Genomic DNA, 15,682 nt, shown 5'->3' with positions numbered 1-15,682 from the left:
ATACCATCCAGAAACATCGCATACCGCGCCGGGCGCGGTTTAAGCATCGGAGCGCAGTCCAATTGACCCCCGATCTTTCCTCCTCACCGGCGTTCGGGTACGCCGATCTTTCCAATTGCGAACGCGAGCAGATTCAGCTCGCCGCATCCATCCAGCCGCACGGTGCCCTGATCGTTCTGTCGGAGCCGGATCTTGTTGTGATCCAGGTCAGCGAAAATGCAGGCTCACTCTTGCGGATCGACCGGGATCTGATCGGGGCCCGCCTCGACGAGCTGGTGCCGGTGCTGGCAGCGAGGGTTCGTCCTAGACTCGGCGATAATCTGGCGCAGATCCCGCTTGTGTTGCGAACACCGGTGGGGGTGCGCCCGGAGCGGGATTTCGATGCCATCGTGCATCGTCCGCCGGCGGGTGGATTGGTCGTCGAGCTCGAGCCGTCGGGGGCCGCGGTCGATCTATCGGCTCGGATCAATGCCGCGCTGCAGACGATCATCGCTTCGGCGTCGTTGCGGTCTTTGTGCGACGAGGCCGCGCGGATCTTCAAGTCGATCGCCGGTTACGACCGGGTCATGGTCTATCGGTTCGATGACGAGGGTCACGGCGAGGTTCTTTCTGAGCAGCGCGAGCCCGAGCTCGAGGCATACCTCGGAAACCGTTACCCGGATTCCGATATCCCTCGAATCGCTCGACGGCTCTACGAGCGCAACCGGATCCGCCTCTTGGTCGACGTCGATTACGAACCGGTGCGCATCCACCCCCGCACATCGCCCGTCACGGGTGAGGATCTGGATATGTCGCTGTGCAGCCTGCGCAGCATGTCGCCGATCCACATCCAATATTTGAAGAATATGGGTGTCGGGGCAACGCTGGTCGCCTCGCTCTTGGTCGGGGGCAGGCTGTGGGGGCTGATCGCGTGTCATCACCGCGGGCCGCGCTTCGTGCAGTACGAGATTCGCGCCGTCTGCGAGCTACTGGCCGAGGCGGTGGCGACACGCATCGCTGCCTTGGAGAGCTTTGTCCAGGCTCAGGCGGAGCTATCGGTCCGACGCCTCGAGCAGAGGATGGTGGAGGCGATTTCGCGCGAGGGTGACTGGACATCCGCCCTCTTCGACGATCCCCGAACCTTGCTTCAGACCGTCGATGCAGCGGGAGCGGCCTTGATTTGCGACGGCCGCATTCTGACCACCGGAGAGGTTCCCGGAACTCGGGACCTGCGCGAGATCGGCGCCTGGCTCGACACTCAACCGCGGAGTGCTGTGATGGCGACCGCCTCGCTGCGGCGCGATGAGCCGCGCCTTGCGGATCTGACCCCGGTGGCGAGCGGCATCCTCGCCGCGCCGGTCTCGAGCTGCATGGGCGAATACCTGATCTGGTGTCGTCCCGAGCGGGTTAGGACCGTTACTTGGGGTGGCAATCCCTTTAAGCCTGTCTTCAGCGGAAACGATCCCGCGCAGCTTTCGCCGCGGCGCTCCTTCGCGCAATGGCACCAAGTGGTGGAGGGCACGTCCGACCCCTGGACCTCCGCAAATCTAGCGACCGCCAGGCTGATCGGCGAATCCGTGGCGGATGTCATCCAGCAGTTTCGCTCGGTCCGTGTGCTGATCGCCCAAGCGCAGCTCGCTCAGGTTCGCTCTCAGGTTCGTGTTTCGGAGCAGCCCATCCTGATCGCCGATGCAGATGGCGTCTTTTTACTGACCACGCAGTCCTTCGAGCGACTCCTGCATCCGGACCAACCGCCGCCGCAGTGTCTTGATGATCTGCTCGCCCTGTTCTCCGAGCCGGCGGAGGCTCGCCGCCGCCTCAACGAATTGGTGAACCATCGTCGGGCTTGGCGCGGCGAGGTGGAGTTGAACACCAGGGATATCGGCCTTCGTCCCTTTCTGGTGCGCGCCGATCCGGTCTTTTCATCGCCGGGAAGTGTCTTGGGATTCGTGATCTTGCTCACCGATCTGAGCGAGCGCAAGAGCGCCGAGGATGCCCGGCATCGGGTTCAGGCGGGTCTGCTGGAACAGCAAAAACTGATGCGCCAGCAGTTGCAGTGGAGTGCCAATCCCATGTACCGCGAGCTGCTTTCGGCGATTGTCGGGAATGCGCAGCTTGCCGCGCTCGAGGTGACCGACGGCGTCGATTTAGGTCGCGTGCCCGCCTTGGTCGATGCAGTTCAGTCCTCGGTGCACCGGACCACGCAGCTCCTCGAGCACCTCGCCTGGTACTCGGCGCAGAACACAAAGGACGATCCGCCTATCGGCAACTGACGCGGCTGGGTCAGGTTCGCCAGCGCAGGGCCAAATCGGCGAGATGAGCGACCAGAGCCAAGCCCAGCGAGAGTCCGATCCAGAACCACTCGGCGCCGGTCAAGGCCAGACGGACCGCGACCAAGAGAAAGGCGCCCGCGAGGAGCAGTCCGACCAGATCGCGCGGTGCGACACCTTTGCCCGTCAGACGGTGAAGGACACCCAACGCGATCGCCTCCACCAGCACCAGGCCGAGGATCAGATCGATCAAGCGCCCGCTTGCGAAGAGCTCGGCCATGATGTCCAAGGTGCTCGCATCAGCGTGCCGAGACGAAGCCCAAGAGGTGCGCCATATCCTTGAAGAAGACCCGCAGATGGGCCGCCGGCTTGGCGCGGACCAGACGCTTGTTCATGTAGGCATCCCAGGTCAGAGATTGCACGTCCGGGTCTTTGCACATGCTCACGAAGCGCTCGCGACGCTTATCGCTGGAGTACCAGAAGTACTGCATCATCCCGAGCACCCAGAAGACCTTGCCGTGTGCCTTCATGAAGCGCGCCCGTGCCGTCTTGAGCGCACGCGCATCGCCGGTGGCGAGAAAGGTGTCGACCGCGTCCCCGGCCAGCCGTCCGCCGACCAGCGCGTAATAGATGCCCTCGCCAGAGGCGGGAGCCACGACACCGGCGGCATCGCCGGCCAGGACCAGATCGCGTCCGTTGTCCCAGCGCTTGAGCGGTTTCAGCGGGATGGGCGCGCCCTCCCGGCGTAGGGTCTCGGCGTGCTCCAATCCGGCGCGCCGCCGCAGCTCGGTGGTCGCGCTTTTCAGAGAGAAGCCTTCGACCGCAGTGCCCACACCGACGCTGGTCGTGTCCCCGTGCGGGAAGACCCAGCCGTAGAAGTCCGGCGAGATGTCGCCTTGGTAGTAGACATCGCAGCGCGTGCCGTCGAAATCGGCCGGACCGCCGTTGGCCGGGGTCCGCACGATCTCATGATACGCGGCGACATATTTGATCATGTCTGCGCCCGGCACACACTGCTTGCCGACGGACGAGTGTGCCCCGTCGGCGCCGATCACGGCGCGCGCGCGGACCCGCTCGGACTCGTTGCCGCTGCGCCCGGCGCCCGGTCGATAGCGGATGAGTGCCGTACCGTCGGTGTCGCGCTCGACCGCCTCGAAGGTTCCGGTCCGTCTCTCGGCCCCGGCTTGCGCGGCGCGTTCCCGAAGCCACTCGTCGAAATGCTCGCGATCCACCATGCCGACGTAGCCGCCGTTGATGGGCATGTCCACACGCTGATCGGACGGGGAGACCATTCGCGCTGAGTTGACCTGGTTCGCCAGCATGGATTCGGGAATCTCGAACTCACGCATCGCTTGCGGCGGAATGGCGCCGCCGCAGGGCTTGATGCGCCCGCCGCGATCGAGCAGAAGGACGCGCCGGCCGCGCCGGGCCAAATCGGTTGCAGCGGTTGCACCGGCGGGCCCGCCGCCGACGATTACAACGTCGAATGTTTCAAGATTTGTCATCGATTGCTGGCCCTGATGTTGGGAAAAAGCGAGGTATTGGGAAGACCGCTGTCCGTGCCGCCCCGGCACGATCGAGCGTCTCAACGGAGATTGCAGGGTCGGGTTCGGATCACACGAGCAGCCCGCGCAGAGCAAATGCGCTGATCATCATCCCGGTGACGTAGACGCTGACGCCGAGGCCGCTGAACCAGGTCGCCCGCTCGCGCGGACTTTGCAGGAAGCGAACCATCAGCAGCAGTTGAATCATCAGGACCACGCCGACGGCGATCCCGTGGGCCGGCTTGTCCCAGGCGAACAAGAGCGCGATCACGATCACCTGAGGAACGGCCATCACGAGACTGGCCAGGCGCGCGGCCCCGTCGACACCAAGTTGAACGGGTAGCGAGCGCACGTTCATCTGCTTGTCGCCCTCGATCGCCTTGAAATCGTTGAGCGTCATGATGCCGTGTGCGCCGATGCTGTAGAGCACGGCGAGTGCGAGGATCCGCCAGTCCGGCATGGCGCCGCCGAGCATGACGGCGGCGCCGGTCACCCACGCCAATCCCTCGTAGGAGAATCCGACAGCGAGGTTGCCCCACCAGCCGTTACCCTTGAGCCGGAAAGGCGGCGCGCTGTAGGCCCAGGCCAGGGCCATGCCGATCAGCGATGCCCCGAAGACCCAGGGTCCCAGCATCCAAGCGAGCAGCAGCGAGACCGTAGTCCAGATCAGTGCGAGATAGAGACCCCAGCGCCCCGGGATTCGGCCCGAGGGGATCGGGCGGTCCGGCTCGTTGATGGCATCGACATGACGATCGTACCAGTCGTTGACGACCTGACTGGTTCCGCACATCAGGGGGCCGGCCAACAGCACGCCGGCGAGCAGGAGCCACCACTGCTGCAGGACGGGCGCGCCGGAGGAGACGACCCCGCACGCGAAGGCCCACATCGGCGGGAACCAGGTAATGGGGTGCGACACTTCCAGGATCGCGGGCATGGACGGATAGGCGGACGTTGCCGCGGGTAACGCGCTTCGATTCATGCCGCTCACTTGTCGGATGGCGCCGATGGCTCGGCTGCTTGGTCGGAAATGCCGTAACGGTCGATTTTGACGTATAGGCTTTGGCGGCTCAAGCCCAGCAACTCGGCCGCCGAGGCGCGGTTATCTCCGGTCAGTTTCAGTGCCGCCTCGATACACAGGCGCTCGATGGTATCGGTCGATTCGCGCACCAACTCCTTGAGGGGAACCCGCCCGACCCGGTCCGTAAGCTGATCGAGCCAGCGAGGCTGTTCCGGACTCGTCGGTTGCTCGGCATGCAGCCGGCGACCGACATCTCGGATGAAGAAGCCGAAATAGGGACGCTCCCCGTTGCGAACCGCGGCGGCCGAGATCTCGATATCGGTCGTGGATCCATATTCGCCGCGCAACGTGGTCGCGAAGAGGCGGACCGTGTCGTGTTGGCGCAGATTCGCCATCAGCACATTCAGGTCGACGCCCGGACGTCCGAGCCAACGGTCCAGCGATTCGCCCCGCGCCTGTTGTTCCGCGGCGATCTCGGTCAAGGCCAAGAAGGTGTTGTTGGCGCTCAAGACGCGTCCGTCTGCATCCGTGATCACGACACAGTCCGGTGCGTTCTCCAGGACGCGGAGATAGCGCGCCCGGTTCTCCGGGAGGGTAAAGGTGGCACTCTCGGCGACGATCGGCGACAGCCGCACGAGGAGAAAAGAGAGGTTTTCCTGACGCAGCAGGGAGGCCGAGACCAAGAACTCCTGCATGCCGTCGGCGAGCTTGGCCCGCACGTCGTCCGCCCGACCGGCGGCCCGGACGCCGGCCAGAAGACCATTGATCGACTGTGTGCCCTCGGTGTCGAATCCTTCCGGGAAGGGACGGCCGATCACACGTGTGGGCGATTCGCCGAGGAGCTGTCCGGCGGCCGGATTCGCCTCGACAACCCGCTGGGTCGGCGCATCGATGATCAGGATGGCCTCCGAAACCATACGAAACAGTAATCGATACCGGGTCTCGACCTGCCGGAATCGCCAATAGTCGCGCTCAAGGGCTTGTTGTGCATCGACGAGCTGCTGTTGCAGGGCTGCCATGCCCTGGAGGTTGCGCCCCAGTGCCACGACACTCGTTCCCAAACGTAACGCTCTGTACTGAATCGGGATATCGGTCCCGCGCACGGAGGGATGGTTGACCTGGCGCCATCGGGTGACGCGGGTCCCGGATGCCTCGCTGAGCAAGGCTTCGAGGTTTGCGCGGCTCTCCGGGAGCACGGTGGTCAGCCAGGGTTGTCCGATCCAGTCCCTGGTGAGCTCGCTCGAGAGATCCTCGCTGCCGAACGAGATGTCGCAGACGATGCCCGCCTGGTCCACCACGACCGCGATGTCGGTTGCGCCTTCAACCAGCGCCGCCGCCGTTTCGGCATCGAGGGTGCCGAACGATTCCTTCGGGGCTCTGAACGGACTCACGACGACCAGACCCTCCAATGCCTCTGGGCGCGCCCGCGCAACCCGTTTTCGGTGCCGATTGCGGTCGGCTCGCCGGAGCGCTCCTGATAGGGCGGCGTGCCCATGGGCACCCGACACATGCGCCATTGCGCCCGGCGGTCTCGAGCGCATCGCTCGACGCGGCTTCCGGCTTCGACCGGATCCTGTCTCGTATCGATGATCACAAGAGACCGCTTGCGCTGCTCGGGACGTCAGTCGTCAACGAAAAACACGCCGAGGCGCGAGGTGCATGCCGCCCTGTCGATCCATGCCGGATCGGCCGAGCGCCGCCGTTGTGCGGAGTCCGAGTCGGGGGTTTGTACAGCAGCCTGTGTGCGTCTGCTGCGGGGCGAAGCTGCTGCTGATGGCAATGCAGAAACGCCGGTTCACCACTGTCGGGCTCGCTACCCTATTGTGGTGCCTGGTGCGGGGTTGTCAAGTCAGGTTTACGTAAAGTTTGGTTGACGCATCCCTGAAAGCGGACTAGATTCGTCATATGTAGAACGCGACGAGGGATCATACCCTAGTTCGCCCACTGATGAATCATCCTCGAATGCAACCGCAGCAACGCAGACCTCTCTACACCCCGGAGGAGCGCCTCCGCCGCGACGAGTCCCCGTGGACGCTGGTCCAGGGCATTCTTGCGCCCGTGCAGTTTCTGGTCTTTCTGGTCAGCCTCTATCTGGTGCTGCGTTATTTGGCAACGGGCGAGGGCGCGTTCGCCGCGACCGTATCGATCGTCGTCAAGACACTGGTGCTCTACACCATCATGATCACGGGCGCGATCTGGGAGCGCGTCGTCTTCGGTCGCTACCTCTTCGCGCCGGCGTTTTTTTGGGAAGACGTCTTCAGCATGCTGGTGCTGGCCCTGCATACGGCCTATTTGTTCGCGCTCGCCACCGGTGCACTCGATACTCAGGGGCTGATGTGGCTGGCACTGGCCGCCTACGCGACCTATGTCATCAATGCCGGGCAGTTCTTGATCAAACTGCGCGCCGCCAGGCTCGACCAAGCCCGCGATCGGGCAAAGGACCGCGAGACCCTCGCCGAGGCGGCTGAATGAGCGGGCTGCAGACGCAGGATCGGGCATCCGCCGTCGGCGATGGACTGCCGGTCGTGACGCGCGAGCGCGGCCAGCGTCAGGTGTTCTGCGGTCTCGCCGGGATCGTCTGGTTGCACCGTAAGATTCAGGACGCCTTCTTTCTGGTCATCGGCTCGCGAACCTGTGCTCACCTGCTGCAATCGGCTGCAGGTGTCATGATCTTCGCAGAGCCGCGCTTTGCGACAGCGATCCTCCACGAGCGCGACCTCGCCGGTCTGGCCGACTGTAACGCCGAGCTGGATCGCGTGGTTGCCGAGGTTTTGGAGCGGCGGCCCGACATCGGCACCCTGTTCCTGGTCGGCTCTTGCCCGTCCGAGGTCATCAAGCTCGACCTGGCAAAGGCTGCCGAGCGTCTGTCCGGTGTCTATCGCGGACGGGTGCGGATCCTCGACTATTCGGCAAGCGGCCTGGAGACCACCTTCACGCAAGGCGAGGACGCCTGTCTGAAGGCGCTGGTGCCCGAGTTGCCGCAGCTGCCGAGCGGGGAGCGTTCGCTCTTGGTCCTCGGGACCTTGCCCGACGTGGTCGAAGATCAATTCGCCCGGCTGTTTGCCGATCTGGGGATCGGTCCGGTGCACTTTCTGCCGCCGCGTCGGACCACCGAGTTTCCTTCCCTGGGCAACGGGACCAAAGTCCTGCTGGCCCAGCCTTTTTTAGGGGAGACGGCACGGGCCTGCGAGGCGCGAGGGGCGAGCCTGCTGTCCGCGCCCTATCCGTTCGGGATCGAAGGCACGCTCGGTTGGATGCGTGCGGTGACCGAGGCGTGGGGTGTGACGCGCGAGCGACTCGACGCCGTCACGGCGCCGGCGATCGCGCGGGCGCAACGCGGACTTTCCCATCATCGTGAGTCCCTCGAGGGCAAACGCATCAGCTTCCTACCGGATTCGCAGCTCGAGATCCCGCTAGCGCGCTTCCTGCAGCGCGAGTGCGGGATGGATTTGGTCGAGGTCGGCACGCCGTTCCTCGATCGTCGGCTCATGGCCGAGGAGATGCGTCTACTACCCGAAGACGTACGCCTCACCGAAGGACAGGACCTCGAACGGCAGCTCGATCGCCTGCGCGAAGATCGCCCCGACCTGACGGTCTGCGGTCTGGGCCTAGCCAATCCGCTGGAGTCCGAGGGCCTGCGGACGAAGTGGTCGATCGAGCTGGTCTTCACGCCGGTTCATGGATTCGATCAGGCCGCCGATCTTGCCGAGCTCTTCGCGCGGCCGCTGCGGCGCGCTGCCTTGTTGCGGGTCTGACGCGATGCAACTCACACTCTGGTCATACGAAGGCCCCCCGCACATCGGCGCGATGCGTGTCGTCGCCTCCATGCAAGGTGTGCATCTCGTTCTGCACGCGCCTCAGGGCGACACCTATGCCGATCTGCTCTTCACCATGATCGAGCGGCGCGGTACACGCCCGCCCGTGACCTACACGACCTTTCAGGCGCGCGAGCTTGGAAGCGATACCGCTGAACTGGTCAAGACCAGTGTCGGCGACGCCTTCGAGCGCTTCAAACCACGCGTGCTGTTGGTCGGCGAGGCCTGCACGGCCGAGCTGATCCAGGACCAGCCCGGTGCGTTGGCCCGCGGAATGGGGCTGCCGGTGCCGGTGCTGTCGCTGGAGCTGCCGGCTTACGCGCGCAAGGAGTGCTGGGGCGCGAACGAGACCTTCTACCAACTCGTGCGCGGTCTGCTCAAACCGCGGGTCCCGGAAGCGGGGCGTCACCCCGAGCCGAGACCGGCCGACCGGCGTCCGCGCGCCAATCTGCTCGGCCCGACGGCGCTGGGTTTTCGATGCCGCGACGACATCGAAGAGGTGACTCGGCTTCTCGCCTCGGTCGGTGTCGATGTCCATGTGGTCGCGCCCTTGGGCGCGACCCCCGAGGACCTGCTCCGGATCCCGGAGGCGGATTTCAACGTCTGTCTCTATCCCGAGACGGCCGATCAGACCTGCCTGTGGCTGGAGCGCATGTTCGGTCAGCCGACGGTGAAGACGGTGCCGATCGGCATCGGTGCAACGCACGATTTTCTCGACGAGGTCGGTCGCATCGCCGGGATCGACGTGGCTGATGCCAAGTCGCCGATTTCGTCTAGAATGCCTTGGTACTCGCGGTCCGTCGACTCGACCTACCTCACCGGCAAGCGTGTGTTCATCTTTGCCGACGCAACCCACGCGGTCGCGGCCGCCCGGATGTGTGCCGAAGAGTTGGGGTTCGCCGTCGTCGGCATCGGCACCTATGCCCGCGAGTTTGCGCGCGACGTGCGCGAGTGTGCGAAGCGCTACGGCGTCGAGCCGTTGATCACGGACGACTACCTCGAGGTCGAGAAACGGGCGGCGGAGCTGCAGCCCGAGCTGATGTTGGGCACCCAAATGGAGCGCCACATCGCCAAGCGGTTGGGTATTCCCTGCGCGGTCATCTCGGCGCCCGTGCATGTGCAGGATTTTCCGGCGCGGTATGCGCCGCAGATGGGTTTCGAGGGTGCGAACGTGATCTTCGACACCTGGGTCCACCCCTTGATGATGGGGCTCGAAGAGCATCTCATCACCATGTTCCGGGAGGACTTCGAGTTTCACGATTCGGCGACACCGTCTCATCTCGGCTCGGGGGGCAGCACGAATTGGCCGGCCGGGTCCGAGTCGCCCGGATCCGAGTCGCAAGCAGCGGTCGACCCGGCGGATATGCCGGTTTCGGCCGATGCTTCCACCATCACTTGGGCAGCGGAAGCCGAGCAGGAGCTGAAAAAGATCCCTTTCTTCGTGCGCGGCAAGGCGCGTCGGAATACCGAGCGTTTCGCGGAGGAACAGGGCATTCAGACCATCACTGTGGAGACGCTCTACGATGCCAAAGCGCACTTCGGCCGCTGACAAGCGCGCCTCGACCCCGGACATCACTCCCGTCCGTGTGGTCATTGTGAATCTCGACGGGCATCTTGCCGGTACGACCGAGCGGGCGCGTCCGTCCTTGCAGCGCGAATTGCCCGGCCTGCAGCTGAGCCTGCACGCCGCGACCGAGTGGGCCGACTCCCCGGAGTCGCTGGAGCGCTGTCTCGCCGACATCGCGCGCGGCGACATCATCATGATCACTATGTTGGTCATGGAGGAGCACTTCAAACCCATCCTGCCCGCGCTGGCGGCCCGCCGCGACGACTGCGATGCCATGATCGTTTGCATGTCGGCCGGCGAGCTGATGAAGATGACGCGGCTCGGCGGCTTCAAGATGGACGGCTCCCCCGGCGGCCCCATGGCGCTGCTCAAGCGTCTGCGCGGCGGCAAGGAGAAGAAGCAGAGTGCGGGCGCACAGCAGATGTCGATGCTGCGGCGCATCCCCAAGCTGCTTCGCTTCATCCCGGGCACCGCCCAGGACGTGCGCGCCTATTTCCTGACGCTTCAGTATTGGCTAGCCGGCTCGGACGAGAACCTGGGCAACATGATCCGGTTCCTGGTCGACCGCTATGCGGACGGCCCGAGGCGCCATCTGCGCGGGACCATCAAGGCCGCACCGCCGGTCGAGTACCCCGACGTCGGTCTCTACCATCCGAAGATGAAGGGCCGGATCTCCGATCAGATCGCGAGCCTGCCGCCCGTCAACGGACGCCCTGTCGGTCGCGTCGGTCTGCTGCTGATGCGCTCATACGTGCTGGCCGGCAATGCCGCCCATTACAACGGTGTGATCGAGGCCCTGGAGTCACGCGGTCTGCAGGTCATTCCGGCCTTCGCGAGCGGTCTGGACGCGCGCCCGGCGATCGAGCGGTTCTTCCTCAAGGACGGCAAGGCGACGGTCGATGCGGTCATCTCGCTCACCGGCTTCTCCCTGGTCGGCGGACCGGCCTACAACGATTCCAAAGCGGCCGAGGAGATCCTGACCAAGCTGGATGTCCCCTATCTGTCCACCCTGGCGGTCGAGTTCCAGCACGTCGACCAATGGGAATCGTCGAGCCAGGGTCTGCTCGCGGTCGAGGCAACCATGATGGTCGCCATCCCCGAGCTCGACGGCGCGACCGGCTCCATGGTCTACGGCGGTCGCAGCGGCGGGGGTTCGGGCGAAGGCGCGCGCGACATGCAGTCGCACGGCGAGCGGGCGCAACGCCTCGCCTCGCGTGTCGAGCGTCTGGTGCGTCTGCGTCGGGCCAAGCGCGCCGAGCGCAAGGTCGCCATCGTGCTGTTCAACTTCCCGCCGAACGCCGGCAACACGGGTACGGCCGCCTATCTTTCGGTCTTCGCATCGCTGTATCACACGCTCAAGACGATGCATGCCGAAGGCTACAAGGTCGATGTGCCCAAGGATGTCGACGCCCTGCGCGAGCAGATCGTCAACGGCAACTCCGGGCGTTTCGGCTCCCACGCCAACGTGCATGTCCGTATCCCGGTCGACGATCATGTCCGGCGCGAGCCCTATCTGGCCGAGATCGAGGCCCAATGGGGATCGGCCCCCGGCAAGCAGCAAACCGATGGCGGCTCGCTGTTCGTGCTCGGCGCCCAGTTCGGCAACGTCTTTGTCGGAATCCAGCCGGCCTTCGGCTACGAGGGCGATCCCATGCGGTTGCTCTTCGAGAAGGGTTTCACCCCGACCCATGCCTTCTCGGCCTTTTATCGCTGGATCCGCGACGACTTCGGCGCCCATGCGGTGCTGCACTTCGGAACGCACGGCGCGCTCGAGTTCATGCCCGGCAAGCAGGCTGGTCTCTCGGGCGCCTGCTGGCCGGATCGTCTGATCACGGACCTGCCCAACGTTTATCTCTATGCCTCCAACAACCCGTCCGAGGGCACCATCGCCAAGCGGCGTGCCGCGGCGACCCTGATCAGCTACATTACGCCGCCGATCGCCCACGCCGGGCTCTACAAAGGGCTGATCGATCTGAAGGGTTCGATGGAGCGGCGGCGCGGTCTCCCGCCCGAGGAGCAGGACGAGCGCAAGGAGCTGGCCGAGCTGATTCAGGCCGAGGCCGCCGAGCTGGAGCTGGCCGAGCTGGAGCCGGCTTGGGGCGAGGATGTCGAGGAGCGGATTGCCGCGCTGCACGATAAGGTGCTGGAGCTCGAGTACACCTTGATCCCGCATGGACTGCATGTCGTCGGCGAGGCGCCGACCGAGGAGGAGCGGCTCGACTTGTTGCTCGCGGTTGCCGAGGCGTCCAAGGACATGCACCCGACGCGCGCAGCCATCGAGGCGTTGGTCGCGGGCAAGACCCCGGAAAAGGCACTCAAAGCCGGCGGCATGGCGACCTCCCACGAGAACGTCGAGCTGTTCCGCGAGCTTGCCGAGACCGACCGACTCCTGGTCCAGGACACCGAGACCCCGGCGATCCTGCACGCGCTTGACGGCGGCTTCATCCGCCCCGCGCCGGGTGGCGACCTGCTGCGCACGCCGGCGATCCTGCCGACCGGGCGCAACCTGCACGGCTTCGATCCCTTCCGTTTGCCGAGCGCCTACGCAGTCAAGGACGGCGCGCGCCAGGCCCAGCGTCTGATCGAGCGTCATCTGTCGGAGGAGGGCAACAGCTTCCCCGAGACCATCGCGCTCGTGCTCTGGGGAACCGACAATCTCAAGACCGAGGGCGGACCGATCGGGCAGGCCCTGTCGCTGATCGGTGCGCTGCCGCGTTTCGATAACTACGGCCGTCTGGCCGGCGCGACCCTGATCCCGCTCGAAGAGCTGGGGCGCCCGCGTGTCGACGTGGTCATGACCCTCTCGGGCATCTTCCGCGATCTGTTGCCCCTGCAGACCCGCCTGCTGGCCGAGGCCGCCTTCCTTGCCGCCCAAGCCGACGAGCCGCTCGAGCAGAACTTCGTGCGCAAGCATGCGCTGGCCTATCAAGAGGCGCAGGGCTGCGACCTGGAGACCGCCTCGCTGCGGGTCTTCAGCAACGCCGACGGGGCTTACGGCGCCAACGTCAACTACCTGGTCGATAGCAGCAGCTGGGACGCCGAGGATGAGCTGGCCGAGACCTACACGCGCCGTAAGTGCTTCGCCTACGGGCGTTCCGGTCAGCCGGTCCGTCAGGCCGAGCTGCTCAAGAGCGTGCTCTCCACCGTACAGCTGGCCTACCAGAACCTCGACTCGGTCGAGCTGGGCGTGACCACGGTCGACCATTATTTCGACACTCTCGGCGGGATCACCCGTGCGGTCGGCCGTTTCAAGGGCGACGAGGTGCCGGTCTATATCGGTGACCAGACCCGCGGCGACGGCGTGGTCCGCACCCTGGCCGAGCAGGTGGCGCTCGAGACGCGCACCCGCATGCTCAATCCCAAGTGGTACGAGGGCATGCTCAAGCACGGCTACGAAGGCGTGCGCCAGATCGAGGTGCACGTGACCAATACCATGGGCTGGTCGGCCACGACCGGACAGGTCGCACCCTGGGTCTACCAGCAGCTCACCGAGACCTACGTGCTGGACGAGGAGATGCGCAATCGTCTCGCGCAGCTCAACCCGACGGCATCGGCAAAGGTCGCAAACCGGCTGATCGAGGCCCACGAACGCAACTACTGGTCGCCCGATGCGGCAACCCTCGAAGCGCTGCGTCAAGCCGGCGAGGAGCTCGAGGACCGGCTTGAAGGCATTGTCGAGGAGGCCGCTGCGTGACGATCCAAGAGATCCCGGCCGGCATGCTCGGCGATTTCTCGGGACACCCGGACGGCGAGGGCAGCGTCCAGGTCCAGCTCGATCCGGATATCCGGATCGATACGGCCAAGGTCTTTGCCGTCTACGGCAAGGGCGGCATCGGCAAGAGCACGACCTCGTCGAACCTGTCGGTCGCCTTTTCCAAGCTCGGCAAGCGTGTGCTGCAGATCGGCTGCGACCCCAAGCACGACTCGACCTTTACCCTGACCAAGTGTCTGGTGCCGACGGTCATCGACATCCTCGAATCGGTGGATTTCCACGCCGAGGAGCTGCGTCCGAGCGACTACGTCTACGAAGGCTACAACGGCGTCATGTGCGTGGAGGCGGGCGGACCGCCGGCCGGTACCGGTTGCGGCGGTTACGTGGTCGGTCAGACCGTGAAGCTGCTGAAGCAGCATCACCTGCTCGAAGACACCGATGTGGTGGTCTTCGACGTGCTCGGCGATGTGGTCTGCGGCGGGTTTGCCGCGCCGCTGCAACACGCCGAGCGCGCGCTGATCGTCACGGCTAACGACTTCGACTCGATCTTCGCGATGAACCGCATCGCGGCCGCAATTCAGGCCAAGGCCAAACACTACGGCGTGCGCATTGGCGGCGTGATTGCCAACCGCAGCGTGAACACCGACGAGATCGACCGCTTCAACGATGCGGTGGGTCTCAAACGGCTTGCGCATCTGCCGGACCTCGATGTGATTCGGCGGAGTCGTTTGAAGAAGTCGACCCTGTTCGAGATGGACGAGGCGCCCGGGTTGGAACATGCCAGGTCCGAGTATTTGCGACTTGCCCAGATGCTCTGGGACGGCGTCGAGCCATTGGATGCGCAGCCCATGCGCGACCGCGACATCTTTGATTTTCTGGGGTTCGATTGATGGCCAACGGCTCGTATCAAGAGCGCCGCGAAGAGATCGAAACCTACTTCGATCGCACCGCCGCCGACGCCTGGCGCAAACTGACGTCCGACGTGAAGGTCAGCCGGATCCGGGCCACCGTGCGTGCGGGTCGCGACGATATGCGGGCGACCCTGTTGGACTGGTTGCCCGCCGATCTTTCGGGCAAGCGCCTGCTCGACGCGGGCTGCGGCACGGGTGCCCTGGCGCTCGAGGCGGCGCGGCGTGGCGCGGAGGTCGTCGCCATCGACGTGGCGCCGACCCTGATCCAGATCGCGAAGGAGCGCACTCCGAACGATCTCGGCCCCGGATCCGTGCATTTCGAGGCCGGTGACATGCTGGACCCCGCGCATGGGCGATTCGATCACGTCGTCGCCATGGACTCGCTGATCCATTACGTGCCATCGGACGTCGTCAAGGTGCTTGCGGGGCTTGCGGGGCGCACCAGCGGTTCGATCATCTTTACCTTCGCGCCCAAGACGCCCGTTTTGGCTGTCATGCACGCGGTCGGGCAGCTCTTTCCGCGCGGCAACCGTTCGCCCGCGATCGTACCGGTCGGACCGGATCGGTTGCGCACGCTCCTGGCTGCCGATCCGGCCCTCGCCGGCTGGCGCGCGCAGCGGACCAAACGGATCGCCGTCGGGTTTTATACGTCGCAGGCACTGGAGTTGGTGCCTGTATGAGCAGTCGAGTGTTGTGTGTCGAGACTGCGGTTCGCGCGCCCATGCGTGTGGCTCCGCTGCCTGTTGCGGCGCGGCGCTCGGGTGTCGTCTCGGTCCGGCGTGCGCCGGCCCTTTCACTGGCTAGGGGGGCGTCTATTACATCGAGATCCAGAGCATCTTTCGCCGCGTTGACCGCCCTTGATCCGC

The 15,682-nt window shown here is 65.1% G+C and carries 11 protein-coding genes; 7 read left to right on the top strand and 4 right to left on the bottom strand.

Translation table 11 applies throughout. The annotated features are described in order from the left end of the window. Positions 1 to 62 precede the first annotated feature (62 nt). Positions 63 to 2,252, top strand: coding sequence for a GAF domain-containing protein (locus tag LT988_RS09025; RefSeq protein WP_232409834.1), 2,190 nt, complete (start codon positions 63 to 65; stop codon positions 2,250 to 2,252). Positions 2,253 to 2,262: 10 nt separating this feature from the next. Here LT988_RS09025 and LT988_RS09020 read toward each other — a convergent pair whose 3' ends face one another. From LT988_RS09020 to ppsR, 4 genes are all read right to left on the bottom strand, one after another. Continuing rightward, the gene (locus tag LT988_RS09020) at positions 2,263 to 2,529 is read right to left on the bottom strand and encodes a hypothetical protein (protein ID WP_232409833.1); all 267 of its coding nucleotides are present in this window, start codon (positions 2,527 to 2,529) and stop codon (positions 2,263 to 2,265) included. A gap of 19 nt (positions 2,530 to 2,548) precedes the next feature. After that, a complete protein-coding gene (locus LT988_RS09015; protein WP_232409832.1) occupies positions 2,549 to 3,754 on the bottom strand; it encodes a geranylgeranyl diphosphate reductase in 1,206 nt (401 codons plus the stop codon). A 109-nt stretch (positions 3,755 to 3,863) separates the two neighbouring features. Continuing rightward, complete coding sequence (gene chlG, locus LT988_RS09010) at positions 3,864 to 4,772, bottom strand: chlorophyll synthase ChlG (RefSeq protein WP_232409831.1); 909 nt, start codon at positions 4,770 to 4,772, stop codon at positions 3,864 to 3,866. A gap of 5 nt (positions 4,773 to 4,777) precedes the next feature. Then, positions 4,778 to 6,202 carry a transcriptional regulator PpsR gene (ppsR, locus tag LT988_RS09005; RefSeq protein ID WP_232409830.1) on the bottom strand — a complete coding sequence of 475 codons (1,425 nt, stop codon included), beginning with the start codon at positions 6,200 to 6,202 and terminating at the stop codon, positions 4,778 to 4,780. Between the two features lie 571 nt (positions 6,203 to 6,773). Between ppsR and bchF the strand changes: the two genes are divergently transcribed. Genes bchF through bchM form a run of 6 tightly spaced genes read left to right on the top strand, consistent with a single transcriptional unit; the run spans position 6,774 to position 15,496 of the window. After that, on the top strand, positions 6,774 to 7,283 hold the full coding sequence (bchF, locus tag LT988_RS09000) for a 2-vinyl bacteriochlorophyllide hydratase (RefSeq protein ID WP_232409829.1): 510 nt from the start codon (positions 6,774 to 6,776) through the stop codon (positions 7,281 to 7,283). Beyond that, positions 7,280 to 8,566, top strand: coding sequence for a ferredoxin:protochlorophyllide reductase (ATP-dependent) subunit N (locus tag LT988_RS08995; RefSeq protein WP_232409828.1), 1,287 nt, complete (start codon positions 7,280 to 7,282; stop codon positions 8,564 to 8,566). The genes bchF and LT988_RS08995 overlap by 4 nt, the downstream gene beginning before the upstream one ends. Before the next feature lie 4 nt (positions 8,567 to 8,570). Next, a complete protein-coding gene (bchB, locus tag LT988_RS08990) occupies positions 8,571 to 10,175 on the top strand; it encodes a ferredoxin:protochlorophyllide reductase (ATP-dependent) subunit B (protein WP_232409827.1) in 1,605 nt (534 codons plus the stop codon). Further along, positions 10,150 to 13,887: a magnesium chelatase subunit H gene (locus LT988_RS08985; RefSeq protein ID WP_232409826.1), complete on the top strand. Its 3,738-nt coding sequence runs from the start codon at positions 10,150 to 10,152 to the stop codon at positions 13,885 to 13,887. Before bchB ends, LT988_RS08985 begins: the two co-directional genes overlap by 26 nt. After that, positions 13,884 to 14,795: a ferredoxin:protochlorophyllide reductase (ATP-dependent) iron-sulfur ATP-binding protein gene (bchL, locus tag LT988_RS08980; RefSeq protein WP_408648061.1), complete on the top strand. Its 912-nt coding sequence runs from the start codon at positions 13,884 to 13,886 to the stop codon at positions 14,793 to 14,795. Before LT988_RS08985 ends, bchL begins: the two co-directional genes overlap by 4 nt. Continuing rightward, positions 14,795 to 15,496 carry a magnesium protoporphyrin IX methyltransferase gene (gene bchM, locus LT988_RS08975; RefSeq protein WP_232409825.1) on the top strand — a complete coding sequence of 234 codons (702 nt, stop codon included), beginning with the start codon at positions 14,795 to 14,797 and terminating at the stop codon, positions 15,494 to 15,496. Before bchL ends, bchM begins: the two co-directional genes overlap by 1 nt. The last annotated feature ends 186 nt before the right edge of the window (positions 15,497 to 15,682 follow it).

The organism is Thiocapsa bogorovii (genome assembly GCF_021228795.1).
GTDB classification, from domain to species: domain Bacteria; phylum Pseudomonadota; class Gammaproteobacteria; order Chromatiales; family Chromatiaceae; genus Thiocapsa; species Thiocapsa bogorovii.
This window is presented reverse-complemented; position numbering and strand designations above follow the sequence as displayed.

Excerpts from the sequence above, each read along its gene's own strand:
- LT988_RS08995 (WP_232409828.1), top strand. The coding sequence starts at position 7,280 with ATGAGCGGGCTGCAGACGCAGGATCGGGCATCCGCCGTCGGCGATGGA.
- LT988_RS08985 (WP_232409826.1), top strand. The coding sequence starts at position 10,150 with ATGCCAAAGCGCACTTCGGCCGCTGACAAGCGCGCCTCGACCCCGGAC.
- bchB (WP_232409827.1), top strand. The coding sequence starts at position 8,571 with ATGCAACTCACACTCTGGTCATACGAAGGCCCCCCGCACATCGGCGCG.
- chlG (WP_232409831.1), bottom strand. The coding sequence starts at position 4,772 with ATGAATCGAAGCGCGTTACCCGCGGCAACGTCCGCCTATCCGTCCATG.
- LT988_RS09020 (WP_232409833.1), bottom strand. The coding sequence starts at position 2,529 with ATGGCCGAGCTCTTCGCAAGCGGGCGCTTGATCGATCTGATCCTCGGC.
- LT988_RS09015 (WP_232409832.1), bottom strand. The coding sequence starts at position 3,754 with ATGACAAATCTTGAAACATTCGACGTTGTAATCGTCGGCGGCGGGCCC.
- bchM (WP_232409825.1), top strand. The coding sequence starts at position 14,795 with ATGGCCAACGGCTCGTATCAAGAGCGCCGCGAAGAGATCGAAACCTAC.
- bchF (WP_232409829.1), top strand. The coding sequence starts at position 6,774 with ATGCAACCGCAGCAACGCAGACCTCTCTACACCCCGGAGGAGCGCCTC.